Annotated in this window: 23 protein-coding genes; 12 read left to right on the forward strand and 11 right to left on the reverse strand. The window is 57.7% G+C overall.

The genetic code is table 11. The annotated features are described in order from the left end of the window. Nucleotides 1–64: 64 nt before the first annotated feature. From pdxA to IPM61_13745, 3 genes are all read right to left on the reverse strand, one after another. The gene (gene pdxA / locus IPM61_13735; protein MBK8912378.1) at nucleotides 65–1021 is read right to left on the reverse strand and encodes a 4-hydroxythreonine-4-phosphate dehydrogenase PdxA; all 957 of its coding nucleotides are present in this window, start codon (nucleotides 1019–1021) and stop codon (nucleotides 65–67) included. Between the two features lie 14 nt (nucleotides 1022–1035). Continuing rightward, nucleotides 1036–2088: a class 1 fructose-bisphosphatase gene (gene fbp, locus IPM61_13740; protein ID MBK8912379.1), complete on the reverse strand. Its 1053-nt coding sequence runs from the start codon at nucleotides 2086–2088 to the stop codon at nucleotides 1036–1038. A gap of 99 nt (nucleotides 2089–2187) precedes the next feature. Next, on the reverse strand, nucleotides 2188–2652 hold the full coding sequence (locus IPM61_13745; protein ID MBK8912380.1) for a universal stress protein: 465 nt from the start codon (nucleotides 2650–2652) through the stop codon (nucleotides 2188–2190). Nucleotides 2653–2840: 188 nt separating this feature from the next. On the opposite strand from IPM61_13745, the gene IPM61_13750 reads away from it, so the two are divergent. From IPM61_13750 to IPM61_13765, 4 genes are all read left to right on the forward strand, one after another. Further along, nucleotides 2841–4037 (forward strand): aminopeptidase P family protein, encoded by a 1197-nt coding sequence (locus IPM61_13750; protein MBK8912381.1) that lies wholly within the window; start codon nucleotides 2841–2843, stop codon nucleotides 4035–4037. 54 nt (nucleotides 4038–4091) lie between these two features. Continuing rightward, nucleotides 4092–5930, forward strand: coding sequence for a tetratricopeptide repeat protein (locus IPM61_13755; GenBank protein ID MBK8912382.1), 1839 nt, complete (start codon nucleotides 4092–4094; stop codon nucleotides 5928–5930). A 134-nt stretch (nucleotides 5931–6064) separates the two neighbouring features. Beyond that, the gene (locus IPM61_13760) at nucleotides 6065–6385 is read left to right on the forward strand and encodes a hypothetical protein (GenBank protein MBK8912383.1); all 321 of its coding nucleotides are present in this window, start codon (nucleotides 6065–6067) and stop codon (nucleotides 6383–6385) included. A 161-nt stretch (nucleotides 6386–6546) separates the two neighbouring features. Further along, complete coding sequence (locus tag IPM61_13765) at nucleotides 6547–7491, forward strand: GNAT family N-acetyltransferase (protein ID MBK8912384.1); 945 nt, start codon at nucleotides 6547–6549, stop codon at nucleotides 7489–7491. Between the two features lie 55 nt (nucleotides 7492–7546). Here the strand turns inward: IPM61_13765 and IPM61_13770 are convergent, their stop codons facing one another. Genes IPM61_13770 through IPM61_13780 form a run of 3 tightly spaced genes read right to left on the reverse strand, consistent with a single transcriptional unit; the run spans nucleotide 7547 to nucleotide 9735 of the window. Then, nucleotides 7547–8539 carry an ABC transporter substrate-binding protein gene (locus tag IPM61_13770; GenBank protein MBK8912385.1) on the reverse strand — a complete coding sequence of 331 codons (993 nt, stop codon included), beginning with the start codon at nucleotides 8537–8539 and terminating at the stop codon, nucleotides 7547–7549. Nucleotides 8540–8555: 16 nt separating this feature from the next. Continuing rightward, a complete protein-coding gene (locus tag IPM61_13775) occupies nucleotides 8556–8804 on the reverse strand; it encodes a glutaredoxin family protein (GenBank protein ID MBK8912386.1) in 249 nt (82 codons plus the stop codon). Nucleotides 8805–8862: 58 nt separating this feature from the next. After that, complete coding sequence (locus tag IPM61_13780; GenBank protein MBK8912387.1) at nucleotides 8863–9735, reverse strand: prolipoprotein diacylglyceryl transferase; 873 nt, start codon at nucleotides 9733–9735, stop codon at nucleotides 8863–8865. Between the two features lie 199 nt (nucleotides 9736–9934). Between IPM61_13780 and larE the strand changes: the two genes are divergently transcribed. The 4 genes from larE to folE all read left to right on the forward strand — a co-directional run bounded on the left by larE (nucleotide 9935) and on the right by folE (nucleotide 12793). After that, nucleotides 9935–10765, forward strand: a complete 831-nt coding sequence (larE, locus tag IPM61_13785) for an ATP-dependent sacrificial sulfur transferase LarE (protein ID MBK8912388.1) — start codon at nucleotides 9935–9937, stop codon at nucleotides 10763–10765. Beyond that, nucleotides 10762–11562: a nickel pincer cofactor biosynthesis protein LarB gene (larB, locus tag IPM61_13790; protein MBK8912389.1), complete on the forward strand. Its 801-nt coding sequence runs from the start codon at nucleotides 10762–10764 to the stop codon at nucleotides 11560–11562. Before larE ends, larB begins: the two co-directional genes overlap by 4 nt. 80 nt (nucleotides 11563–11642) lie before the next feature. Beyond that, on the forward strand, nucleotides 11643–12110 hold the full coding sequence (locus tag IPM61_13795; protein ID MBK8912390.1) for a 6-carboxytetrahydropterin synthase: 468 nt from the start codon (nucleotides 11643–11645) through the stop codon (nucleotides 12108–12110). Further along, a complete protein-coding gene (gene folE / locus IPM61_13800; protein ID MBK8912391.1) occupies nucleotides 12107–12793 on the forward strand; it encodes a GTP cyclohydrolase I FolE in 687 nt (228 codons plus the stop codon). The genes IPM61_13795 and folE overlap by 4 nt, the downstream gene beginning before the upstream one ends. A gap of 538 nt (nucleotides 12794–13331) precedes the next feature. On the opposite strand, the gene IPM61_13805 is transcribed toward folE, so the two are convergent. After that, entirely contained in the window at nucleotides 13332–14849 is a 1518-nt protein-coding gene (locus tag IPM61_13805; GenBank protein MBK8912392.1) for an aldehyde dehydrogenase family protein, read from the reverse strand. A gap of 194 nt (nucleotides 14850–15043) precedes the next feature. On the opposite strand from IPM61_13805, the gene IPM61_13810 reads away from it, so the two are divergent. Continuing rightward, nucleotides 15044–15964, forward strand: coding sequence for a pirin family protein (locus tag IPM61_13810; GenBank protein ID MBK8912393.1), 921 nt, complete (start codon nucleotides 15044–15046; stop codon nucleotides 15962–15964). A 103-nt stretch (nucleotides 15965–16067) separates the two neighbouring features. Here IPM61_13810 and IPM61_13815 read toward each other — a convergent pair whose 3' ends face one another. The 4 genes from IPM61_13815 to IPM61_13830 all read right to left on the reverse strand — a co-directional run bounded on the left by IPM61_13815 (nucleotide 16068) and on the right by IPM61_13830 (nucleotide 22022). Continuing rightward, nucleotides 16068–17408, reverse strand: a complete 1341-nt coding sequence (locus tag IPM61_13815; GenBank protein MBK8912394.1) for a homogentisate 1,2-dioxygenase — start codon at nucleotides 17406–17408, stop codon at nucleotides 16068–16070. A gap of 434 nt (nucleotides 17409–17842) precedes the next feature. Next, nucleotides 17843–19171 carry a DUF1501 domain-containing protein gene (locus IPM61_13820; GenBank protein MBK8912395.1) on the reverse strand — a complete coding sequence of 443 codons (1329 nt, stop codon included), beginning with the start codon at nucleotides 19169–19171 and terminating at the stop codon, nucleotides 17843–17845. A 22-nt stretch (nucleotides 19172–19193) separates the two neighbouring features. Further along, nucleotides 19194–20657 (reverse strand): DUF1800 domain-containing protein, encoded by a 1464-nt coding sequence (locus tag IPM61_13825; protein ID MBK8912396.1) that lies wholly within the window; start codon nucleotides 20655–20657, stop codon nucleotides 19194–19196. Between the two features lie 192 nt (nucleotides 20658–20849). Next, a complete protein-coding gene (locus tag IPM61_13830) occupies nucleotides 20850–22022 on the reverse strand; it encodes an aminotransferase class V-fold PLP-dependent enzyme (GenBank protein ID MBK8912397.1) in 1173 nt (390 codons plus the stop codon). Nucleotides 22023–22143: 121 nt separating this feature from the next. Here IPM61_13830 and IPM61_13835 point away from each other — a divergent pair, with 121 nt between their 5' ends. From IPM61_13835 to IPM61_13845, 3 genes are all read left to right on the forward strand, one after another. Further along, nucleotides 22144–22926 carry a dephospho-CoA kinase gene (locus tag IPM61_13835; protein MBK8912398.1) on the forward strand — a complete coding sequence of 261 codons (783 nt, stop codon included), beginning with the start codon at nucleotides 22144–22146 and terminating at the stop codon, nucleotides 22924–22926. A gap of 110 nt (nucleotides 22927–23036) precedes the next feature. Further along, nucleotides 23037–24464 carry a tRNA (N6-isopentenyl adenosine(37)-C2)-methylthiotransferase MiaB gene (gene miaB / locus IPM61_13840; protein ID MBK8912399.1) on the forward strand — a complete coding sequence of 476 codons (1428 nt, stop codon included), beginning with the start codon at nucleotides 23037–23039 and terminating at the stop codon, nucleotides 24462–24464. A gap of 59 nt (nucleotides 24465–24523) precedes the next feature. Beyond that, nucleotides 24524–25666: an SPOR domain-containing protein gene (locus IPM61_13845; GenBank protein MBK8912400.1), complete on the forward strand. Its 1143-nt coding sequence runs from the start codon at nucleotides 24524–24526 to the stop codon at nucleotides 25664–25666. Nucleotides 25667–25675 lie beyond the last annotated feature (9 nt).

A 25675-nucleotide genomic window follows, 5' to 3' on the forward strand; every position in this document is an offset into this window, starting at 1 on the left:
AAGCGGAACCGCAGGCATTTCGCAGCCCATTCGATACCTTCGGATGGGCTGTTTCGTTTGTTCGTTATCCCATTCCCCGTGCACGAACGATTGCTGCGGCAAGCAGCAGGGCTTCGGTGCTGCTTTGCTCGTTGGCGCGGTTCTTTCCGGCAAGCGGGTAGGCCGTTCCATGGTCGGGTGAGGTCCGGACGATGGGAAGCCCTGCGGTGATGTTGACCCCGCCGCCACGCGCCATCATTTTCAACGGGATCAATCCCTGGTCGTGGTACATCGCCAGCACTCCGTCGTAGTCGTTCGGGCGGTAGCGGGCAAAAAAACCATCGGCGGGGAAGGGGCCGCTGGCATCCATTCCCGCCGCTTGAAGCTGGACCAATGCGGGGATGATCGTTCCCATCTCTTCGCTCCCAATCGTTCCCATCTCGCCGGCGTGTGGGTTCAATCCAAGCAGGGCGATGCGGGGCGATGCAATCGAAAAATCGTTCCTCAGACTTTCGGAAAAAAGGGTTGCGTGGCGGATGATTCGCTCCCTCGTCAGCAGGCGTGGCACGTTGGCAATCGGCGTGTGGATGGTGGCAAGCGCAACCCGCAGCCCTTCGGTTGCAAGAATCATCAGCGGTGTTCCGCTGGTCAGCGCGGCCAGCATCTCGGTGTGGCCGGGGAATGGATATCCCCCGGCATTCAGTCCTGCTTTGCTGATCGGCATGGTGACAATGGCATCAATCACCCCTTGTTGGATGCAGCCCACCCCGTGCTCAATCATCTCCCCCGACAGCTTCCCCGCATCGGCAGCGTTTGCCCTGCCTATCGAGAGTTCCACCGGGGTGAAGTTCCCAGCAAGAACGGGGGGAAGCCGAAGCCCCGGGGTGTAGAAATCGCGCAGCTGTTCGGCCAATTTCTCCGGCCCGATAATCCACGGCTGGCAGGCATCCCAAACCTCGGCCCGTTGCAACGCCTTCAGCATCACCTCCGGCCCGATTCCGTTCACATCCCCCAGCGTGATTCCGATTCGTGGTTTTGCCAAGCGGTCCCCCTCCTTTATGAAGCGTTCTGGTTGGCCAGAAGCTCATCAATTTCGGCGCGGTCGCTGGCCATGAAACGCAAGGCATCTTCAACATCCAAGCGGCTTCCGCACACCAGCGGAACGCGTTGGTGAAGGCTGGTTGGTTGGGTTTCCATCACTCGGTTCCATCCGTCCACGGCCATTCCTCCGGCTTGCTCAATCAGCATTGCCAGCGGGTTTACCTCGTACATCAATCGCAGCTTTCCGTTCGGCGATTTCCGGTCGGCAGGATAAAGGAACAGCCCGCCGTACAGAAGGGTCCGGTGGATATCGGCCACGGCGGTGCCGATGTACCGAAGGCTGTATGGCCGCCCGGTGGCGCGGTCTTCCTGCTTCAAGTGCTCAATAAATCGCCGCGTTCCGCTGAACCAGTTGATGGAGTTCCCTTCGTTGATGGAGTAATATTTCCCTCGGTCGGGCATCCGCAAGCCGCTGGAGCTTAGGAAAAAATCCCCCAACGTGTGGTCGTAAGTGAAGGCATCAACGCCGTCGCCGGTGGTATAGACCAGCATCGTGCTGGAGCCATAGAGTGCGTACCCGGCAGCCACCTGGCGGTATCCGGCTTGCAGAAGATCCTCCATCGTCCCGACGGTTCCGTCGTTTGGGGTGACGCGGTGAAGCACCGAGAAAATGGTGCCAATCGTGACGTTCACATCAATGTTCGACGACCCATCCAGCGGGTCGAACAGAAGAACGTAGCCTCCTTTTTCCGCACGATCTGGAATCGGAACCAGCCCTTCCGATTCCTCCGAGGCCATTGCGCACAGGTGGCCGCCGTAGCGCATGGCGCGGATGATCGTCTCGTTGCTCAGGGCATCCAATTTTTTCACCGCTTCGCCATGGACGTTTTCCTCGCCGGCCAGCCCCAGAATATCCGCCAGCCCCGCCCGCCGCACCTCGCGTTGAATCACCCGAACCGCCAGCGTTAAATCGCGCAGCAATCGGCTGAACTCACCGCTGGCTTCGGGGTGAAGATGCTGTTGGTCGGCAATGTGCCGTTCAATCGTGATCAGTTTTGAGGATGGCATAGGCGGGAAATGGTTGACGGGAATCAGGAAGTTTTTTCGGGAAAGCACCAACCCTTGTTCTCGGGTTGGTTTGCGGACCTTCGTGACGGAGTCTTCTTTCTATTTCTTCTTTTTGTCGGGGTCGCGGATTGTCAGGACCGGGCAGGGGCATTCGCGGATCACCCGTTCGGCAGTGGAGCCAAAAATCAGGTGCTCCAGCCCGGTGCGTCCGTGGGTGGCAATCACCACAAGGTCAATGTCATGTTCGGCGGCGTAGTCAATAATCGCGCTGCTTGCGCGGCCATGCACCGTTGCCGTTACCAGCTTCACGCCGGCAAGCTCTGGGTGGGTGCGCAGTTCCTCCATCGAGTGTTGTGCTGCGTCGGTAAGCTCGGTGTCAAGGTTCATCAGACCCATTGGGGCAAGCCCTCCTTCGGTGGGGAAGACTGTTGGTTCAATCACGTTCAGCAAGTGAAGTTCGGCATCCCATTGCTCGGCAAGGGTGCGGGCGTAGCCAATCGCTTTGTGGCAATGCTGCGAGAAATCGGTTGGGGCAAGAATTTTATGGACGTTGACAAGTTCCATGGTTGGAAGTATTCGGTGAATGAGTTCTGGAAACGGGTCGCCAACATAGCGAATGGAGCGGAATGTGGCAATTGGAGGGAGCAGATTGCAAAGCCAAACACCGTTGGCATCCGCAGAAAGTGAACCGAAGCGCCGGCTTTTCTGAAAAACCCCGTTGCCCTAACCAACCACATCGCCTATCTTCCCGCATGGATCAACTACAACTCGAACGCATTCAAGCCAACCTGCAATCACTTGGAATTCCGGCTTGGCTCCTGTACTCCTTTCGCGATTCCAACCCGATTGCCGCACGCATTCTTGGGCTAACGCCGGAGGTCCACCAGTCGCGGCGTTGGGCCGTGATGGTTCCCGCCGTTGGCCAGCCGGTTGGATTGGCTCACCGGATTGAACCTCACATCGGGAAGCTGATGCCGGGCCACGTGGTGGAGTACTCCAGCCAAACCGAATTCGTTGAAGGGCTGCGGAAAATTCTTGCCGGATGCGCATCCGTGGCAATGGAGTATTCGCCGAACAACGCAATCCCCGTCATCGCAAAAGTGGATGCCGGAACGGTGGAGCTTGTCCGCTCGTTGGGCGTTGAGGTGGTTCCCTCAGGGGACCTGATTGCCAGTTTGGAGGCGGTCCTTTCGCAGGAGCAGTTGGATTCCGCTGCCCGCGCCGGGGCAAGCTGCCGCGAGGTGATGATGGGGGCTTTTCGGCTGATCGGCGAATCGGTCAGGAGCGGCCAACCGATCACCGAATTCGACGTGCAGGAGTGGATACTCCGCCAGTTCGCGCTGCGTGGCCTTGTCACGGACCACCCCCCGAATTGCAGCGTTGGCCCGAACAGCGCCAACCCCCATTACCAGCCAACCGCCGAATCAACCGCGGCAATCACCCGTGGCGATTTTGTGCTGATTGACCTGTGGGCGCGCGAACGCACCGGCGATGGAGTGTATGGCGACATCACGTGGGTGGGATATGTTGGGGAGGAAGTGCCGGAAGATGTTGCCGAGGTGTTCGGCGTGGTGCGCGCCGCCCGCGATGCGGCCTTCGATGCGGCAGCCACGGCGATTGCTGCCGGGCAGAAGATTGACGGGGCCACCCTGGACGATGCCGCCAGAAAGGTGATTGAGGCGGCGGGATATGGCGAGTACTTCATCCACCGCACCGGGCACAGCATCACCACCGAGCTTCACGGAGCCGGCGCAAACTTGGATAATTACGAGACGAACGACACACGAACGATTCTTCCGGGAACGTCCTTCTCAATAGAACCAGGGATCTATCTTCCGGGCCGTTTTGGAATCCGCAGCGAACTTGATGTTATCATCACCCACGGCGGCCAAGCAATCGCCACCAGCGAGCCACGGCAGATGGAGGTGGTGAAGATTCTGGAAGGGTGAATGGTCCGCACGATGTGCAGAATCCCCACGCCATGTGATTGCAAACCTCAACGTATGATGAACCGAAAAGCCGCTTATTCTCTGCTTGTGGTCGCCGTTCTTTTTGCGGCCAATGGCGTGTTGATTGTTGCCCAGCCCCGCGAAGAAGACCGCCGCTACAAGCTGGCGCAAGGCTACGAGGAGAGTGGCGATCTGAAAAACGCTGCGCGGGTCTATCTGGAACTGCACGAAGCCGACCCGCAATCGAACATCTACTTTGAAGGGGTCCGGCGGACGCTGATGGCGATGCTGCAATTCAAAGAGCTTCTTCCGATTGTGGCCGAGCGGAAGGAATCGCACCCCAACGACCTTGATCTTCTGACCCTTCACGCCGAGCTTCTTCACCGCACCGGCCAACGCGACCAAGCGCGCACCGAGTGGGCAAAAACGATTGACCTTCGCCCCCAAGACCCCATGACGTACGTGATTGTTGGCCAAAGCCAAACCGACGTGCGCGAGTTCTCGCTGGCGATTGCCACCTACAAACAGGGCCGCGAAGCGATTGGCGGAAGAAGCACTTTTGCCGACCAGCTGGCCGAGTTGTTCGGGATCACCGGGCGGTTCCAAGATGCTGCCGAGGAGTATCTGGGGCTGCTTGCCGAAAACCCTTCGCGGCTTGGGATGGTGATGGGGGGGCTTTCCACGATTACCTCCACTCCGGAAGGGGTGCGCGGCGCGATTGCCGTTGCCAAACGCTACGCCGATTCCCAACCAGAAAACGTCGCATTCATGGAGCTTCTTTCCTGGCTTTATACCGAGGCTGGGGATGACGCAGGAGCTTTTGAGGTTGCCAAGCAATTGGACCAAGCGCGCCGGGCAAATGGCTCAAACATCTACTCCTTTGCCGACCGTGCCTTCCGGACCTCGCGCTATCAAGTAGCGATTGAGGCGTTGGATTACTTCCTTGCGAACTTCGACCGCAACAACCCGCTCTACCTCAGTGCCCTGTACACCTACGCCCGCGCCCTTGATGCGCGATACCATGAGGTCGGTTCCGGCGACCCGAAGCAGGCGGCTGGGTTGGTGGAACGGTATCGGACCATTGTGAAAGAAACGCCGAACGGGCCGCTGGTGGGGGATGCGCTGCTGCAGATTGCACGGCTGCAATCCAACGATTTAGATCAGCCAGAATCCGCGCTTGCCACGCTGCAAGAGCTGATGGCCACGCGGAACAACTCCGACAAAGCCGAAGGATTGCTGCTGCAAGGGGAGCTGCTGCTCCGGACCGGAAAACTGCAGGATGCCCAAGAAGTTTTTGTGCAAGGCCGCGACGCGCCCGGCGTTGGCCGCGATGCCGAACGCCTGCGGGACCTTCACGCCTTGCGGTATGCCGAAACCCTGTTTTATTCCGGCCAGTTCAAGCCTGCGGTGGATGCGTTCACCGCGCTGACCCAAAACACCCGAAGCGATGCGGCCAACGACGCGTTGGATTACCTGCTGATCCTCCAGGAAAATTTTGAGAAGAACGACGATGCTTTGAAGCTGTTCGCCGAAGGGAAGTATGCGATGCGGCAAAAGCAGCACCAGCAAGCGATGACGGCGATGGATGGAGTTGTGAAAACATCCCCCCAAAGCACCATTGCCGACGACGCTCTGCTGATTCGCTCGCAGGCTCAGGAATCGCTTGGCGACAGCACCGGGGCGCTGGAAACCTTGCTGCAACTGGTGGCCCGCTATCCCGATGGAGCCTTTGCCGATCGGGCTTTATTCCATGCCGCCGAAATCACTGAACAAGTGCTTCACGATCCCACAAAAGCCACCGAGTTATACACCCGCTTGCTCAACGATTATCCCCGTTCCCGCTGGATAGTTCAAGCCCGCGCAAAAATTCGTGCGCTGCGGGGGGGAAGCTGAAAACAGGAGCATCCCTTCATCTGCTCAAGGACGAAAAAAGAACGGAGTAAAGACTTTGTCAAGCAACAATCAACCTACTTAATAAAAGGCAAATGAGTTATATCATCAGGATCGAAAGATTCGACAACACAAAGGTGGACTTCATAAACTACCCTCTACCTATTCTCTTAGAAGAATGGCTAAGCATCGTTGAATCCGATCCAGAATTACAACCTGATTATGGGATAGGTGATAACCCAGAAGTTCCTACGGGCGCAATCTGGATTGCAGATCCAGAACATAATGTTGATGGATATCAACGATTCTTTTGGTATAGCAATATCCAAAAAAATATTAATACTAAAAATGTTGAGAGTGAAGAAGTAATCACCAAAATGCGAGAGATTGCCAATAAATTAAATGCACACGTCATCGGCGAGGAAGGGGAAGAGGATTGGGATTTTGTAGATATATAGTTGGACATGATTTGGCTATAATTTTCGCTCAAATGATAAAATTATTCCGAACACATTATTTTTAGTGAATTCGGTGATATTGTAATGGCACAACGCTCCAAATGCGTTGTACGCCGGGTAAAGATGGTAGCAATATACAAACGCCTATTTCCGTATCAACCATGAAAAAAGAAGTCACCGACGGCAAGTACATTATCCGCCCCTACCACTCCACCGATGCTGAGTCGTTGTTCGAAGCTGCATCGGAGTCCATCGCCGAAGTTTGGCCCTGGATGGCGTGGTGCCACCCCCAGTATGTGTTCTCCGATAGCTTATCCTGGATTGCCCATTGCTACAAGGCGTGGGAATTCGGAACGGAGTTCAATTTTTTGATTGAGGACGCTGCCACCGATGAGTATCTGGGTGGGGTGGGGATCAATCAGATTGATTACGTGAATCGCTATGCCAATTTGGGGTATTGGGTGCGGACCTCGGCGGCAGGGCATGGCGTTGCCACCGCAGGGGCGTTGCTTCTGGCGCGGATGGCGTTCGATGAAGGGCTGAATCGGGTGGAGATTGTGATGGCTTCTGGGAATCATGCAAGCTATCGTGTTGCCCAAAAAACCGGCGCAAGGCTGGAAGGGACGTTGCGGAATCGGCTTTGGCTGCACGGGCGTTCGCACGATGTCTCCATCTTCTCGCTAACACCGGAAGACCTTGGGATGGCATCGGCAACAAGCGCGGAAGAGGAGTTCGCAGCGCGGATCTATCATATCACCACCGCTGTGGCGTGGGAGGCTGCCGTGGCTACGGGGGAATACACCGCGCCCTCGCTTCAGACCGAAGGGTTTATCCATTGCTCACTTTCGCGCCAGATGGAACGCTCGCTCAATAAATTTTATGGAGAAATCCCGGAAGTGCTGGTGCTGCGGATTGATCCTTCAAAGCTGGCTCATCGCTTGGTGTATGAGCCAGCCGATAATGACCGTTTCCCCCACATTTACGGAACAATTCCCATTGAAGCCGTGGTGGAGAAAATACCGTTGAAAAAATTGGAGAATGGATACCAGTGGATAGCGGCCCCGGCAACGCCGGGGCCAAGTCAGGAGGGGGGAGGCGAAGGCTAAAAAATTTCTATCAATTCCGATTTAATCGCGGCAGCTGCTGGGTGTGGTGTTGAAATTATTTCAACTCAACAAATCCTGATGGCGGGGTAATTCCCAAGTCGGTTGCGGCTTTGGGGTTAAACACCCGCCCGCGGACCTTCACAAGCTCCAGCGGTGCCGATTGCAGATTCCCCGATTGCAGGAATTTTGCCGCAAGCAAACCAGCCTGATGCCCCCACTGGTAGAAATCCGCTCCGTAGGCAATAAACGCGCCGCGCGCCACCAATCCCGCCTCCGATGTCACCACCGGAATTTTCTTTTCGGTTGCCAATTTGTTGATGGTTTCGAAGCTGGCAAAAATGATGTTGTCGGGAAGGGCAAAAAAGACATCAATATTTTTATCAACCAGCGAAGCCATTACTTGCTGGGTTTCGTTGGAGCTTGTCACCGAGGCTTCCACCAGCTCCAGCCCAAGATTTTTGCACATCGTGCGAAGGCGGTTCATGGCGTTGACGGAATTGGGTTCGGAGCTATTAAAAATAGTCCCAACTTTTTTTGCATTCGGCAGCGTTTGGCGGATCAACGCAACGCTGGTGTCAATATACTCCAGCGTCTCATAGACCCCAGATAAATTGGCCGGAGCCTCCATTTTTCCTGATGAATCTGGCTTGGCAATTCCTGCAATTTCTGGGCTTGGGCCAACCATCATAAAAATTGGGATGGTTTTTGTTTTCCCCACCGCAGCAATCATTGCCACCGTTGGGTTTGTGGCAATCGCGTCAACTTTTTCGCTGATAAAATAATCAAGGATTTGCGGGACGTTGGCTTGGTCGTTCTGCGCGCTCCGGAACACGATGCGTACGGTGCCAGAATCTTCATTGAATCCCTTTTCTTTCAGCGCATCAACAAACCCTTTCCGCGCAGCGTCCAGCGTTGGATCCTCAAACACTTGGATATAGCCGATGGTGGGAATTTTTTTGCTCCCTTCCTCAGGATTTTTTGATCCGTTCGAGCATCCAGCCAGTAGTGGAAATAATGCCAGTGCCAAAAGTAACGATAGAAATTTCATCCCTGTTGTGTGTTGGTTATGATGTAAGATTTTGGGACCTATTCTTCACCTTCCTCACCAATTCCTCCGCTTCAATCCGGTATTTGAATATCATCGCGCCATCTATCAGCCCAACTGGAATTTTATCCCAGTATCGCTCCCACCACTCGTCCCCTTGTTGGATTTTTATGACTTCCAGATTGAACGGATATTTCCGGCGTGCTTGCTCCACGGCTTCCAACGCTACGTCGCACAAATGGCAATCTTCCTTGGAAAGGAAAATCATGGTGATTGCCGGTTTTGCACGGCGGCGGAAAAAGCGGGCGAACACTTCACTGCTCCGGTTATCGTGCGTGCGCCCGTTTTGCTGCTGCTGGTTTTGCTGCGGGCTTTTGCGTGTATTCTTCTTTTGGAGCCGTGCGGTTGCGGTAGATCATTATTGAACCAACGGCAATCATTCCCACGGAAATCCATTGCGCTTGCGACAACCCTGCGTACAGGTCGTTCAGCCGGATAAACTCAACAAGCAACCGTTCGATGCCGGCCAGTATCAGGTAGATGGCGAACATCTGCCCAACCGCCATTGGCCGCTTGCGGATGCCCCAAAGAAATGCAAAAATTGCGGACGCCGCCAGCGTTTCGTACACCGGAGCAGGATGGACCGGAATATCCACCGGAACCGGCTGACCCGGGAAAATGGTTTGGTAAAGCTCGGCAAGCTGCGCGTTCTTCGCGCTTAGGGTGCTGACGGTTCCGTTGGGATAGGTCATGGCCCAGGGGATGTTGGTGGGAATGCCGTAGTCACCATCGCCGGCAAGCTGGCAGCCGATGCGCCCGATTCCGTACGCCAAGATCAACGTTGGCGCGGCGGCATCGGCAACGCGGATGAACGGGATTTTTTTGCGGCGCAGATAAACCCAAATGCTGACGATTGCCAACAACAACCCGCCATAAAACGTCAACCCTGCGGCGGAGAAAAGCTCCCCGAACGGGTCGGCAAGAAATGCTCCGAAATTTTCGAAGACGCTGAAGAGCTTTGCCCCGACAATTCCGGCAACCAATGCAAGCAACGTGACGTTCCCTGCCACTTCTTCGGGAAGCCCGCGCCGCACGATCTCTTTGGCAAAGAAGTAGTTGGCAACAATGAAGGCAATCCCCATCATCAGCCCGAAGCTGTGGACGGTGATGGGGCCAATGGAGAAAAGTTCTGGGTACATTCCGAATGTTCTGTTCTTTGGATTTGCCGCCAAACATACGGGGAAACGGGGAAGTTTGAAGAATGATAGAGAAAGGGGAAGTGTAAAGAATCCGAATAACAGCAGGCTTGTTCCGCTCCATTCGCCCGCCGCCGCCCACCTACGGAATGTTGCGTTTCCGGCATAGGGGGTTGTGTAGCTTGCTGCCCATTAACAATCCATGATGAACCGTTCCCTTACCGAGCTTCGCTCCAGCCTTGAATCGTTGATTGCCAGCTACGGCACGGCAGTGGTTGGCTATTCCGCCGGGGTTGATTCCAGCGTGGTGGCGGCGGCGGCAAAGTCTGCACTGGGAAGCAACGCACTGGCGGTGACGGCCGTGACCGAGACCATCACCACCGATGATCTTCTGCTGGCTTCGCAGGTTGCCGAGCAGTTGGAAATCGCCCATCAGTGGTTGTATTACAACGAGCTTGACATCCCCAATTACGCCAGCAATCCAACCAACCGCTGCTACTTCTGCAAGGATGCCCTGTACGCCCGGCTGCGCCACGTGGCCAATGAAAACGGATACAACGCCGTGCTGGACGGAAGCAACGCCGACGACGCTGGCGACTACCGCCCGGGCCGCCAAGCCGCTGCCGAGCAAGGGGTGCGCTCGCCGCTGTTGGAGCTTGGGATCACCAAAGCTGAGGTGCGCCAATTGGCCGAGCAGTACGGCTTGCCGAACCACGATAAGCCGTCGGCCCCGTGCCTCTCCTCGCGGGTTCCCTACGGCACGCCGATCACCCGTGAAATCCTTGAAAAGATTGCCCGCGCGGAGTCGGCACTGCGCCGGCTTGGGTTTGGCGAGCTGCGCGTTCGGCACCACGACCACGTGGCGCGGATTGAGCTTCCTCCAAGCGATTTCCAGCGTGCGTTGCAGCTTTCTGCCCAGATTGATGATGCCGTGCGTGCGGCGGGGTATGCCTATGTTTCGCTGGACTTGCGCGGATTCCGGTCCGGCGCGCTGAACGAAACTCTCACCCAAATCCAACTCCCTTCCCGATGACCCCAATCCAGTTGCTTCAGTTGTTGGAATCGGTCCGCATCGGCACGGTTTCGGCCAGCGATGCGGCCAAGCAGTTGCAGGAAGAAGAGCGGGCGGTTCAGGTGGGGGAGTTCGGGCGGGTGGATATTGACCGCGTGCGGCGGCGTGGCTTCCCGGAAGCAATTTTCTGCCAGTCGAAAACTCCGGAGGAGGTGTTGGCGATTGCCCGTGCGTTGTTCCAGCACCACGGGCTTGCGTTTGGCACGCGCTGTTCCCCGCAGGCGGCGGCGATTGTGCTTGCCGAGCTTCCCGGGGAGTATCACCCGATTGCCCAAACGCTTCGGATTGGCCCGCCGATTCCGGTCCGTTTCCCGGGGCGGGTGGCGGTGATTGCTGCCGGAACCAGCGACCGCCGCGTTGCCGAAGAAGCCTGCGCCACGCTGGAAACCTTTGGCGCGGCGGTGGACCGCATCTACGATGTTGGCGTTGCCGGATTGCACCGCTTGCTGCAACAGCAACAACGGATTGCCGAGGCCGCCGTGCTGGTGGTTGCCGCCGGGATGGAAGGGGCGTTGCCAAGTGTGGTGGGGGGGATGTTCCCGCAGCCGCTGATTGCCGTCCCGGTAAGCGTTGGCTACGGGGCCGCGCTTGGCGGCTTCACCGCGCTGATGGCAATGCTGACAAGCTGCGCCGGCGGAATCACCGTGGTGAACATTGATAACGGGTTCGGCGCGGGGCTGGCCGCGCTGACTATTTTACAGGCGATTGAGCGGGGAGTAACCGAGGGGGGAACAACCGAAAAAGAAACGCCATCTTGAGCGATTCCCACGCACACGGGAACGAACGGAACGACCAAGCACCCGGGGAAGAATACACGTAATACTAATCAACGCTGCACATGGTATACGTCACACGTAAAGCGCACTTTTCCGCCGCACACCGGCTGTACAATCCCACGTTTAGCCACCAGCAGAACGAGGCGATTTTCGACAAGTGCAACAACCCAAGCGGCCACGGCCACAACTACGTTATCGAGGTGACGGTGAAGGGAATTCCCGACCCAGAAACCGGATACGTGATTGACCTGAAACGCCTGGCAAAACTGATGGAACGGGAAATCCTTGACAAGGTGGACCACAAGCATCTGAACGTGGATGTGGAGTTCTTGCAAGGAATAATCCCCACCGCCGAAAATCTTGCAATCGTTTTTTGGGACATCCTTGCGCCAAAAATTGATGCCGGGACGCTTCACTCCATTAAGGTGTTCGAGTCGGACAATAACTTCGTGGAGTACTTCGGCGAGCCGGTTTCCATCCCCCGTTTCAGCGCGGAATTTCAGGCCAAATTTCAGGAGGAGCAGGCATGACGCATCATGGTATCCCGTACCGCAAAAGCACGGCCAACCAGTCGCCGGCCTTTCTTCACGATGATGACGACCACAATAATGGCCACGCCCTGCCGGACGGCTCCAGTGCCGATTCCGGAGTGCGGGAACGGCTGGAGGAGATCGTCCATGAGACGCTGCATTTAATTGGCGAGGACCCGAACCGCGAGGGGCTGATCCGCACGCCGCACCGCGTGGCCAAAGCCTGGGAATTCCTGACGAACGGCTACCAGATGGATATCGAGCAGGTGCTGAACAACGCCGTGTTCGAGGAACGCTACGATGAGATGGTGGTGGTGAAGGATATTGATTTCTTCAGCATGTGCGAACATCATATGCTCCCGTTTTTCGGGAAAGCGCACATCGCCTACATCCCCAACGGGAAGATCGTTGGCCTTTCCAAGCTCCCCCGCATTGTTGATGTCTTCTCGCGGCGGCTGCAGGTCCAGGAACGGATGACGCAGCAGATTGCCGAGACCATCCAGAAGCACCTTCAGCCGCTGGGCGTGGCGGTTGTCACCGAGGCATCGCACATGTGCATGATGATGCGTGGGGTCCAAAAGCAGAACAGCGCAACCACCGCCAGCGCCATGCTTGGGGTCTTCAAAAATCAAGTGGAAACCCGAACCGAGTTTATGAACTTGATCGCCTCGCGGCTCCATTGAAAAACACCCGAAGGGTATCGGCCCCGACCTTTGTCGGGGCCCAGTGACTGAAGGGTAGCGGCAGGTCTTTAGCCTGCCGAGTATCGGGATCAAGCACCCGAAGGGTAGCGGCCCCGACCTTTGTCGGGGCCGAGTGTTGAGACGCCGAAGGCTAAAGACCTTCGGCTACCGGTGATCCGGTGAAGCATCGGAACCAAGCACCCAAAGGGTATCGGCCCGGACCTTTGTCGGGGCCCAGTGACTGAAGGGTAGCGGCAGAGGTCTTTAGCCTGCCGAGTATCGGGATCAAGCACCCGAAGGGTAGCGGCCCCGACCTTTGTCGGGGCCGAGTGTTGAGACGCCGAAGGCTAAAGACCTTCGGCTACCAGTGATCCGGTGAAGCACCGGGACCAAGCACCCAAAGGGTAGCGGCAGGTCTTTAGCCTGCCGAGTGTCGGAGCCGAGTATCGAGACGCCGAAGGCTAAAGACCTTTTATCAACCCCGACGGAGGTCGGGGCGGCTACCGGTGATCCAGTGATTCCGTATTGACTTGGAAGGCTACCCTAACTCAACCCAAACGGTTTTGGTGTGGGTGTACATCTCCAACGCCGCAGGGCCAAGCTCGCGACCGATGCCAGATTCCTTGTATCCACCAAATGGCAGCGCGTTGTCGGTCATGTTGTAGGTGTTCACCCAGACGGTTCCCGCGTGGACGTTCTTGGCAAAGGTGAGTGCCTTCTTGATGTCGTTGGTCCAGACACCAGCCGCCAGCCCGAACCGGGTCCCGTTGGCAATCCGCAACGCATCGTTCACATCCTCGAAGGTGATGACCGATGCCACCGGGCCAAAAATCTCCTCTTGGGCAATCTCCATTTCGTGCTGAACTTCATCGAACACCGTTGGCTGCACGAAGTACCCTTCGGTTCCCACACGCTCGCCGCCGGCAACAAGCGCCGCCCCTGCCTGTTTCCCTTTCTCGATATAGCCCAGCACGCGGTCCATCTGCTCCTGGCTAATCAGCGAACCCATGCGGGTCTTCATGTTCAGTGGGTCGCCAACAGCCATCTTCTTTGCGCGTGAAGTCAGGACCTCCATGAACTGGTCGCGTGCCGAACGCTCAATCATAATCCGGCTTCCGGCGGTGCACATCTGCCCCTGATTGAAGAAAATTCCGCTCAGCGCGTACTTGGCGGCAAGCTCCAGATTGGAGTCGGCAAAAACGATGTTCGGGGATTTCCCGCCAAGCTCCAACGTCACTTTCTTCAAGGTGTTCGCCGCGCTCCGCATGATGGTTTTCCCAACCTCTACCGATCCCGTGAACGCAATCTTATCCACCTCGGGATGCTCCACCAACGCTGCCCCAGCGGTCGCGCCAAAACCGGTAATGATGTTAATCACGCCGTTCGGCAATCCGGCCTCCATCATCAACTCGCCAAGCCGCAAAATGGAGAGCGAGGTCTGCTCGGCAGGCTTGATGACCACGGTGTTTCCGCAGGCCAGCGCAGGTGCAATTTTCCAAGCGGCCATTTGGATTGGGAAGTTCCAGGGGATGATCTGCCCGCACACGCCAACCGGCTCGCGAAGGGTGTAGCAGATAGCGTTGGCGCGGGCTTCGGGTTCAATCGTCTGGCCCATCACCTTCCCTGACCATCCGGCAAAGTAGCGGAAGCAGGCAATGGATTGCGGAAGGTCCACCCGCAACGATTCCAGCAACGGCTTGCCGTTGTTCAGCGTCTCAAGCTCGGCAAGTTCCTCGATGTTTTGCTCCATCAAGTCGGCAATCTTCCAAAGGAGTTTTGCCCGCTGGCTGCCGTTCATTGCTGGCCACGCGCCCGACTCGAACGCACGGCGTGCGGCCTTCACCGCCGCGTCAACATCGGCGGCGGATGCGCTGGCAACGTGGGCAATGGTTTTCCCGGTGGCTGGGTAGATTGCGTCGAAGGTTTCGCCGGAAAGGGCGTTCACCCATGCCCCATCAATAAGCATCGCGCCGTAGCGAAGAAGGCCACGTTCGTCAAGCTGGTTTTTCTGCGGAGTTGCCACCGCAAGTTGTTCGTTGGTTGCTGGCTCGGTCATGCTGGTTGTTGAATGATGTGAACAGCTATCTGGAAAAGAAGTGCCGCCAAAATACAAGAAGCCGAACAGAGGGGGGGATTACGAATTATGTAAAGGGGAAGGGGGCCAAAGGAAGGGGAATCATCGGGTAGGTTTGCAGGAAGGGGGATGGCTGTATATTCCCCGCATCGTCAACCAATGCTTGTTCCCAAACCATGCCGCACGTTCCCACTGAACCGCCGCTTCCCGATTCGTCCGCGAATCCCGCGCTCGACATCGTGATCCTTCCACGAACCAGCGAAATTGCCCTGGGCTTCAAGGTCCAGCGGTTGCTTCCGTTCCGAAAAAGGCGGATGGTTGGCCCGTTCATCTTTTTCGACCAAATGGGTCCGGAGATGCTTCGCCCCGGGGAAGGGCTGGACGTTGCGCCCCACCCGCACATCGGCTTGGCAACGGTGACCTATCTGTTTGATGGCGAGGTCATGCATCGCGACAGCTTGGGAACCATGCAGATGATCCGCCCCGGGGATGTGAATTGGATGACCGCCGCGCAGGGGATTGTCCACTCCGAGCGGTTGTCCCAGGGGATGCGGCAGTTTGGCGGGAAATATTTCGGGATTCAGTCGTGGGTTGCGTTGCCGGAGCGGGACGAAGAATCGGCCCCGGCGTTCGTCCATCATGGCGCGGAATCGTTGCCGGTGCTTGAAGGGGAAGGGAAGCACGCGCGGTTGATTATCGGCACGCTGTTCGGCGAACGCTCGCCGGTGGCAACGCTCTCCGAAACCTTCTACGCCGATGTTCATTTGGCCGCCGGAGCAATCCTTCCAATGCCGATTGAGCAGGAAGAGCGTGGGCTGTACGTGCTGGAAGGGAAGGTTCGTATTGATGCCGACGGGCATGAATATCAATCGGGCGAAATGCTGGTGTTTAAGCCAGGGATTGCCGTGGCAATAAAAGCCGCCGGCCCAGCGCGGGTGCTGATGCTTGGCGGGGCGGCAATGGATGGACCACGCCACATCTGGTGGAACTTCGTCTCCAGCTCGCGCCAACGGATCGAGCAAGCCAAATCGGACTGGCGCGAAGGCAAATTCACCCCCGTCCCCGGCGAAACAGACTTTGTGCCGCTGCCGGAGTGATGAGGGGTTTTAACGATCGAGGTCGGTTGATAGACTATCAACTCCCCCTAAAAAAAACAGGCCACAGCAACCGCTGCGGCCTGTCTTTTTTTTGCGTGCTCTCTTACCGTTTGCTCGGGTCGAAGGTTTTGCCTAGGCCTTGCCATACCTCGAAGTAATTTCCCTGCCACAGGTCGGTTTCCATCGCGAATTTTGTTGGACGGCAGGCAAACCGGGTCTCGAACATGAAGGCCATGGTGCCATCAATTTTGGTGGGCTTCAGGTCAACCGTCGTCATTTTCTCATAGGTTGCTGCGTCGGGTCCATGGCCCGACATACAGTTGTGCAGGCTGCATCCGCCAGGGAGAAATCCCTCGGCTTTTGCGTCGTACTCGCCATAAATCAGCCCCATGAATTCGTTCATGAAATTGCGGTGGAACCACGGCGGACGGAACGTGTGTTCGGCCACCATCCAGCGCGGCGGGAAAATCGCAAAGTCGCAGTTTGCGGTTCCGTGAATTTCCGATGGAGCCGTCAGCACCGTGAAAATTGAAGGATCGGGATGGTCGAAACTTACGGTGTTGACGGTGTTGAAACGGCGAAGATCATACTTGTACGGCGCGTAGTTCCCATGCCACGCAACCACGTCAAGAGGGGAGTGGCCGATTTCTGCCGCCCACATCCCACCCTGGAATTTTGCCACCATCTCAAATTCCCCTTCGCGTTCTTCGTAGGCCGCAACCGGGGTAAGAAAATCGCGGGGGTTTGCAAGCCCGTTTGCGCCAATCGGGCCAAGATCGGGAAGGCGGAACATGGTTCCGTAATTCTCGCAGATATACCCGCGCGCTTGGCCGTCGGGCAGCTCCACGCAGAACTTGATGCCGCGTGGGATTGCGGCAATCTGGCACGGTTCCACCTCAATCACGCCGCACTCGGTCCGCAGCCGCAGCCGCCCCGATTGCGGAACAATCAGCATTTCGCCATCGGCGTTGTAGAAGTAGCGGCCTTCCATCGGGCGGTTGCAGGCGTACAGGTGGATTCCCACGCCGGAGTGCATCGCCGCATCGCCGTTCCCCGCCATTGTGACGATGCCGTCAACAAAGTCGGTCGGCTCCGTTGGAATGGGGAGCGGGTCCCAGCGCAGCTGGCTTGGCGTGATCGGGACCTCGCTGAACGGTGTGCTGCGGATCAACCGCTGGTCAATTTGGCGGTAGGGCTTATGCACCACCGATGGGCGGATGCGGTAAAACCAATCCCGCTTGTTTTGCCCCCGTGGCGCGGTGAATGGCGTGCCGCTGATCTGCTCGGCATACAGCCCGAAGGGGGGGCGTTGCGGCGAGTTCTGGCCGATTGGGAGCGCGCCGGCCAATGCCTCGGTGGCAAACTCGTTGCCGAAGCCGGACATGTACGTTAGCCCTGCGTCCGTCCCCGTTGCGTGGCCGTTGGCCAGCGCGGTGTCAAGCATTTCTGTTGAGTTCATGATGGTTGTATGTTGATTGTGATTGGTTGATCTCACGTTGTTGATCTGGCCTGAGTAGCCTCACCTTGAAGTGCGCGCTACCTCGCCTGTTGCATGATACGTAGATGGGCACGGCAACGCCTATGATCTGCGCCATAATCATTCCCGACGAAGTCAGGTTTCGACCCCGATTCAAAACAGGTAGCGGCAGGTCTTTAGCCTGCCGAGATGACGCCGAAGGCTAAAGACCTTTTATCAATCCCGACGAATGTCGGGGCGGCTACCCTGTTTCGGCTCCGATCCAGAACAGGTAGCGGCAGGTCTTTAGCCTGCCGAGTCAGATGACGCCGAAGGCTAAAGACCTTTTATCAATCCCGACGAATGTCGGGGCGGCTACCGCTTCGGCCACGACCCCGATTCAATCGGGACGGCTACCGTTGTTACTGCAAGTCCATTCGCTCAGGAGTTTCTTGGTCCGGAAGGTCCTGGACCCCTGTCGGTTGTTGGTTGTAGAGTGGAAGAAGCGTGTCGCACAGGCCAAGCGGGAAAATCGTTCCCAGGCTACTTGGTGGGATGTTGAACAACGGCCCAATCACCGAGGCGTAGTAGCAGGGGAAATTAATGGCGTGTTTCAGGTTTGTGCCGCCGGCCAAATCGTCCAGGTTGGGCGGACCTCCGTGGATTGCTCCGCCGGCAACCAATTTCCCAAAAACAAAGTGCGCCGATGCCGTGCCGTGGTCGGTCCCGCCGCCGTTCTCGCGGACGCGGCGGCCAAACTCGCTGTAGGTCATCCCCACCACGCGGTCGGCAATTCCAAGCTGCTGCGCGTCCTGTATAAATGCTGCAATCGCTTCGCTAAGTTCTTGCAGCAATGCGGCTTGGCGCGCCAGCTGGTTGGCGTGGGTGTCGAACCCGCCAAGTTTCACCAGATAGACACGGGTTTGCAACCCCCCAGCAATCAGCCGTGCAATGATTGCCAGCGATGCCGCCAACGCGCTTTCGGCGGGATACGTTGCCTTGTTCGTTGCCTTCTCCGCTGCGCGCCGGATGGATTCCGAATAATCCAACGCTTGGCTTCCAATCAACGCAACGTAGTTGAACTCCCGCCCCGATTTCGTATCGGGCCCTTGCTCATCGTCCGATGCCGGGCCGCCGTTCACAAGGGCGTAGAACTCCGCCGGGTCGGTCAGCGAAATCGCCATGGAGCCGTTGCTGCTGGAGAAAATGGAGCTAACCGCCGCGCTGATCTGCACCGCCGGCGGGTCCTGGGGAAGGACCTGCGGGTAGCCAGGAAATTCCTCCACCAAAAACCTTCCAACCCAACCGGTTTGCAGCCGCTGGCTGAAGTCTGCAATCGAGGCGGTGTTCCAGTTTTCGGTCCCCTCAAAGTGGCTGAAGGAGTTCCGTTCGTAGCCAACGTTCCCCAGGATTGCCATCTCTCCATCGTTGAACATCCGCTGCATTCCGGACATTGCCGGGTGCAGCCGCAGCAGTGGGTTTCCCTCCAGCGGAAGCCCCGCATCTTTCGCGATGCCGATGGTTGGGCGGAAGGTGTAGTAGTTGCTGTCCTCCACCGGGATCACGGTGTTCAGCCCGTCGTTGCCCCCTTCAAGCTGGATAATCACCAACGCCTTGTCGCTTCCGATGCTGGCGCGTAGCAGCTGTTCGGTTTGTGGGGTTTGGGCAAGCAGGGTGAACCGCAACCCGTTCAACGCCAATGGCAACGTTACGGCGGTGCCCGCTGACTTCAAGAAAGAACGGCGTTTCATCGGTGGATGTCTCTGCTGAAAATTAGATCAGTTGATAGTTCGGGGTCCGCATGACGGTTTTCAGAAGCGAACGGAGTCGCGTTTCCTTCACCTGCTCGGAAGCCGATGCCCACTCGTAGGCGGGTTGCCCTTGCAGCAGTGCGTCGCGAAGTTTCCCCAACGTTTTTGGCGATGCCGGGTAGGCCAGCAGGTGCTCGGCGATGTCGGCGGTAAGCTGCTCGGGGTCGTCGGCAAAGCTGGCGAACTGCTTGGCGTAGGCCAGCACGTTCAGCTTGGTTGTGCCGTTGCGGTAGATTGGGCCGGTGAAGATCGGGTTCAGCATATCCACAATCGTCACGTCGGTTCCGTCAATCAGCGCGTCGGTGTCGGCGCGGCGTTGCGGAAGCGTGCTGGTGCTGATCCACGGGCGGTAGAACTGCCACCCCTGCACCCCGGGTGGGGCAAGCAGCTCCATCCCCAGTCGCGTTGCCCGAAGCTGAATGGCCTGCATCAAGTAGTCGAATTGGTCGCCGCCGATTACCGCCGTCCGCAATGCGCGCGCGGTCCCGACAAGGTGGTCCACCGGGCTTTTAATCTGCGCAGCGATGATCTCCGGATCGTAAAAATGCTGGCTTGTGAGAAGCGTCCGCAGCACCGTGGAAATCTCCCACCCGCTTTGCCGAAACGCTGCCGCCAACGGTGCAATAATCCCTTCTTCAACTTCGCTGCTGATGGGCGCAACCGGGGTTAGCGGCGAATCGGTGTAAACAAAGAAGCGATAGAGCTTGCGGATCACATACCGCGCGGTTTCCTCTTTCTCAAAAATGATGTCCAGCAGTGCCGCAAGCTCCGGCCCGCCGTTGATGTTCCCGGTGATGGTCTTTCCATACACCGTTTTGTTGGTGATGTCGTGGCCGGAAAGGATGTTGCAGACCACCCCCGCGTTGTGGTCGCCAAGCCAATCCCAGCCGGTTAGCGTCCGTGCGGCTTCCACAACGTCCTGCTGGGTGTAGTTTGGGTTCCCGTTGTTGTCGGCAATGCCGATTGTGAACAGCTCCTGAAGTTCGCGGGCGTAGTTTTCTTGCAGCCGGTAGTCCTTTTTGTTGAAGCGTCCATCAAGGAAATCCAGCATGGCCTTGTCAATCGTGACAAGCCGGACCAACTCCTTGAAGTTCCCCAACGCATGGCGGCGCAGCAGTTGGTTGTGCTGATAGACGAACCGCCCATCCTGCACCGCAGCTTCGTTGGTGGCAAAGTGGTTGTGCCAAAAAAGCGTCATCCGCTCGGTTAGGCTGATGCCGCTGTGCAGCATCAGCCCGCACCACCAGCGGCGCATCTCGTTGTAAAAAACGCCAGGGTTGATCCCCGCAAAATTCCACGGAACGATGTTCGCCTTCAGCCATTCGTTCACGAACCGAGGGGGGCCGGGAAGATTTTCCGCAGGGGTCAGCAACTGGTCCACCACCCCGTTCATGGTGGATTCCGTGGCCGATTGCAGCTCCGGCACGGTTGGCGCAAGAACCGTCCGCCGAAGCAAATGCGCTGCGGTGGTGCGGTTCCAAGGGCCAGAGTAGGGAGCAAGGCTGGGAGGGGAAGAGGCAAGACCGCTACTTCCCGCTGATTGTTGGGAAGGCCGATGCAACCCGGTGAGGAACGTTCTTCGATCCATAACGTTGGCAAGATAGGCGAAAGGAGTGCGTTAGGCAATGGGCGAAACCCCAGCGGCTTGCATCAAAATCTGCGCGGCCTGAAGAATCTGCTGCTTGGTGTTGAACCGCCCAACCCCAAACCGCACCGATGACCGCAGCTGGCCCGGCGTTAGCCCCATTGCCCGCAGGACGTGGCTTGGTTGGGGATTGGCCGAACTGCAAGCCGATCCGGTGGAGAACGCCACACCCCGCGCCGCGCCAATCAACGCAGCGGCTTCGGTTGCGGGGAAGCAGAGATTGAGGTTCCCGGGAAGGCGCAGCCCGGGGCTGGTGCGCGGGTCCGGACCGTTCACCCGAAGCCCGCCGATTTGGTTGGAGAGAAGCTCCAGCAGAAGGTCGCGCAGGGCTTGCGTTTCGGCTTGCTCGGTTGCCAGCCCCGCCGCCGCAATCCGGACCGCTTCGCCAAAGCCAACAATCCCCGGAACGTTTAGCGTGCCGGAACGGGACCCTTGTTCGTGGCCGCCGCCATGCAGCTGCGGCGCAATCTGGACCCGCGGACCCTTGCGGCGCACAAACAATGCCCCGCACCCTTTGGGGCCATACATTTTGTGGGCACTGAAGGAGGCAAGGTCAACGTTCAGCTCGTTCACATCGAACGGGATTTTTCCCAGCGTTTGGGTTGCGTCGGTGTGGAACAGGACGCGCCGTTGGCGGCAGGCCGCGCCAATCTCCTGAATCGGCTGAATCACCCCGGTCTCGTTGTTCCCGTGCATGATGCTTACCAGCACCGTCCGCTGGGTGAAGGCCGCTTGAAGCTCATCAAGGTTGATACGCCCTTCGGCATCCACCGGCAGATAGGTCACCGCCACGCCCCGTTGCTCCAGATAGCGGCACGTGTCCAGCACGGCGTTGTGTTCGGTGGCGGCGGTGATGATATGGTCCCCGATGCTGGCATACGCTTCGGCCACCCCTTTGATTGCCAGGTTGTCGGACTCCGTTGCCCCGGAAGTGAACACCACTTCCATCGGCTGCGCACCGATTGCTTCGGCAATCAGCTCCCGCGATTGCTTCACCGCAATCTCGGCCCTCCAGCCATAAGGGTGGGTGGTGCTTGCAGCGTTTCCAAACTGTTCGGTAAACCACGGGAGCATTGCCGCCAGCACGCGCGGGTCCACCGGGGTGGTGGCGTGGTTATCAAGGTAGATGGAGATGGGCGAAGGCATGGAAGAACGATGGCGTGCGTGTGTGCGTGGATCGTTGTTGTTCATTACGCGATTGCCAGCCGGTGAAAGGCCATATCTGGCTATGTTTGCGGCGGTCTAACGTAGCATTTTCCACAGGTCCATGAAGCAAGACGTTCCGCAAAATTACACCAAGCCCGATGCTGGTGTCCCGTATGTGTTGGTTGGGCTTACCGGCTCCATCGGCTCGGGGAAGTCGGCAGTGGGGAAGATACTGGAGGAGCACGGAATTCCGGTCCTGCAGGCCGATGCCATTGCCAAGGAGCTGATGAACAACGACCCCGAGTTGCGCCAAGCAATCATCCAGCAGTTCGGCCCAATGGCCTACCGCGATGGGGAGTTGAATAAATCTTGGATTGCCGAGCAGATTTTCAGCAACCCCGCGCAGCGTGCGGCAATGAACAACCTTGTTCACCCGCGAACCATTGCCGAGCAAGGCCGCCGTGCGGTTGCGCTGGCCAACGCAGGGAAGCGGGTGGTGGTGTGCGAAGCCGCGCTGATGTACGAAAGCGGGGGGGTCGAGCGATTCGATTACATTGTGGTGGTGGATGCCAAACCGGAAATCCGCTACCAACGCGCCGCGCTCCGCGACGCGGCATCGGTCCAGGAAATTCAGCGGCGCGACGCAGCGCAAATCCCAGCCGCAAAAAAAGTGGAGATGGCCGACTTCGTGATCCGCAACGATGGCACCGAGGCAGAGCTTCGCCGCAATGCCATGTTCATCATCATGCTGCTGCAAGGGCTTCCGCCACGGAGAGAGATGGAGTTGCCGGACGACCTTGATGAAGACCCGGACGATTCGGAGAACGACGGCATCGCGCCGCAGAATGACCCCTTGGCCAAACAGAGAAGGCCCCAGGGTAACGGGCTTCCCCCTGAATCGTAACCGTTATTCAATAGCCAAATTCCACCTTGCCCAGCGCATGGCAATCCCAATAACTTCGCGCAGTATTTGTAAGAAGATAGCCGCATCAACCGACCATTATGACCGACGTGATGAACGAATCATTCCCCGAAACAACACCGCTGACGGTGCAATCGCCACTGCAACCGGAAACCGGAAGCCCAGCCGCTGGCCGGAAGGTGTATGTTGAAACCTACGGCTGCCAGATGAACGAAGCCGACACCGAGATTGTGCTGTCGCTGATGAACCGCGAGGGCTACCAGCCCACCGACCGCATCGAGCACGCCGATGTCGTGTTCCTGAACACCTGCTCCGTTCGCGACAACGCCGAGCAGCGGATCCACGAACGATTGAGCCACATCGCTTTCCACAAAAAGAAAAAGCCGGAAATGGTGGTTGGGGTGCTTGGCTGCATGGCCGAACGCCTGCGCCGCAAGCTGATTCACGAAGGCTCCATTGTGGACGTGGTTGTTGGTCCCGATGAGTACCGCGCGTTGCCGGAGCTGGTAAGCGAGGCCCAGTTCGGAACCAAAGGCTTGGCCGTAAAACTGAGCCGCGTGGAAACCTACGACGACATCACCCCGCTCCGGACCGAGGGGATCTCCGCATGGCTTTCGGTGATGCGGGGGTGCGATAAGTTCTGCACCTTCTGCGTGGTTCCCTTCACCCGTGGGCGCGAGCGGAGCCGTTCGCTGGAGTCAATCGTGAAGGAGGTGGAGGGATTGGCCGAGCATGGATTCCGCGAGGTGACGTTGCTGGGCCAGAACGTGAACAGCTACCGCTGGGAAGGGCGCGACTTCGCCGATCTTCTTGCCGCCGTTGCCGATGTTGACCCGCTGATCCGCATCCGCTACACCACTTCGCACCCGCAGGATATGTCCGACAAACTGATTGAGACGATGGCCAGCCGGGCGAACATCTGCAACTACATCCATCTCCCTGTGCAATCCGGCAGCAACCGCATGCTGCAGTTGATGAACCGGACCTACACCATCGAACACTACCTTGAGCGGATTGCCAAGATTCACGAGCGGATCCCCAACGCCTCCCTGTCAACCGACATCATCGCCGGATTCCCCACCGAGACCGACGACGACCACCGGCAAACCATCGAGCTGATGAAGCGTGTCCGGTACGACGGCGCATACATGTTCAAATACTCCCCCCGCGAAAACACCAAAGCGTGGGCAATGGGGGATAGCGTTCCAGAAGAAGTGAAAGCCGCACGGTTGGAGGAGATCATTGATCTTCAGCGGAAGATTGCCGAGGAGAACAACCAACGCCACGTTGGGACGATTGAGGAGGTGCTGGTGGATGGCGAAAGCAAGAAGGATGCCGCCGAATGGAAAGGGCGCACCGACACCAACAAAGTGGTGATCTTCCGGCATGGCGATGAGCAGATTGGGGAGTACGTGAACGTGAAAATCCACCGCGCAACGGCGGCCACGCTTTTTGGCTCCGTGGTGGATGCCAACGGGCTTCCCAGGGAGTTCCCGATAGAGTTGTCGGTTGCCTTGTAAGTGCCTGCCGATGAACATTGTTGATGGATACCAAGAACACACACAACCCACCGAAACGCATGAATAGAGTTACCGTGATTCTTGCATTGCTGGCGTGCATCGTTGCCGCCAATGGTGCAGTGGCGCAGGGGACCTACGAGGAACAATCCCTTGCCATTCTGAAGCTGTACGAAAGTGGCAACAAAGCAAAACGCGACACCGCCTACACCCTGATTGATCGCTTAAAAGCCGACCGCCAAGCAAGGTTTTCCCCCGTGGTGCTGTTTGTTCGCGGGGAGATGACCCCCGACGACCGCTCGCTGAACCTGTACCGCGAAGTTATCGCGCTGGACCCCGGGGGCGCTTGGGCCGATGATGCCGCCGCCGCGCTGGCCTGCCGCTACGCCGCTAACCACGATTCGGCAGGGGCGCACACGTGGCTTGGAATGCTGAAATCCAACTACCCCCGCTCACCTCTTGCGCTATCCACGCAGGACTCCATTGCGGCGGTGAAAGATTGGCGAGTGCCGGAAACCCCGGCAGCTTCCCCAAAAACCGGAGCGACTTCAAAGAGCGACACTGCCCGCTCGCAGGTTCGCAGGCCAGCAACGTCATCTGGCGGCGGCGCGCAATCCACCGTCCGCCGCGACACTGCAACCAAAGCATCGCCAAAAAGCAGCACGAAAACGGCAACGCCAAGCAGCACAACAACATCAACAACGAAGCCGGCTTCAACAACGAAGCCCGCAACAACAACAAAGCCCGCAACCTCAAAAACTTCCACGGCGGCGAAATCAACAACCTCCAAATCAACAACCTCCAAGCCGGCTTCTTCCAAGCCAGCAACGTCCAAGTCAACATCCACTGCCACCAAGCCAGCCAGCACATCCAAGCCAGCCAGCACATCCAAGCCAGCCAGCACGTCCAAGACGGTGAGCAAGCCAGCGGCCCCAACGCCGCCGGCATCAGATTCGGACGTAAGCAAGCTGCATGGGTATGCGTTGCAGGTTGGCGTGTTCCCTTCCAAGGAGGCTGCCCAACCACGCGTTGCCGAGCTTCAGCAAAAAAAGCTGCAAGTCTATGCCTTGCCGAAATTCATCGAGGGGAAGAAGCAGTACGCGGTGATTGTTGGCCCCTATTCAACGCTGGAGGAGGCCGACAACCACAAAGCAGAAATCGCCGCTGCCTGCGGTTGCCAATCGTTTATCGTGAAGGTTGAGTAAGCCAGCGGG

The organism is Chlorobiota bacterium, from assembly GCA_016710285.1.
Classification (GTDB): domain Bacteria; phylum Bacteroidota; class Ignavibacteria; order OLB7; family OLB7; genus OLB7.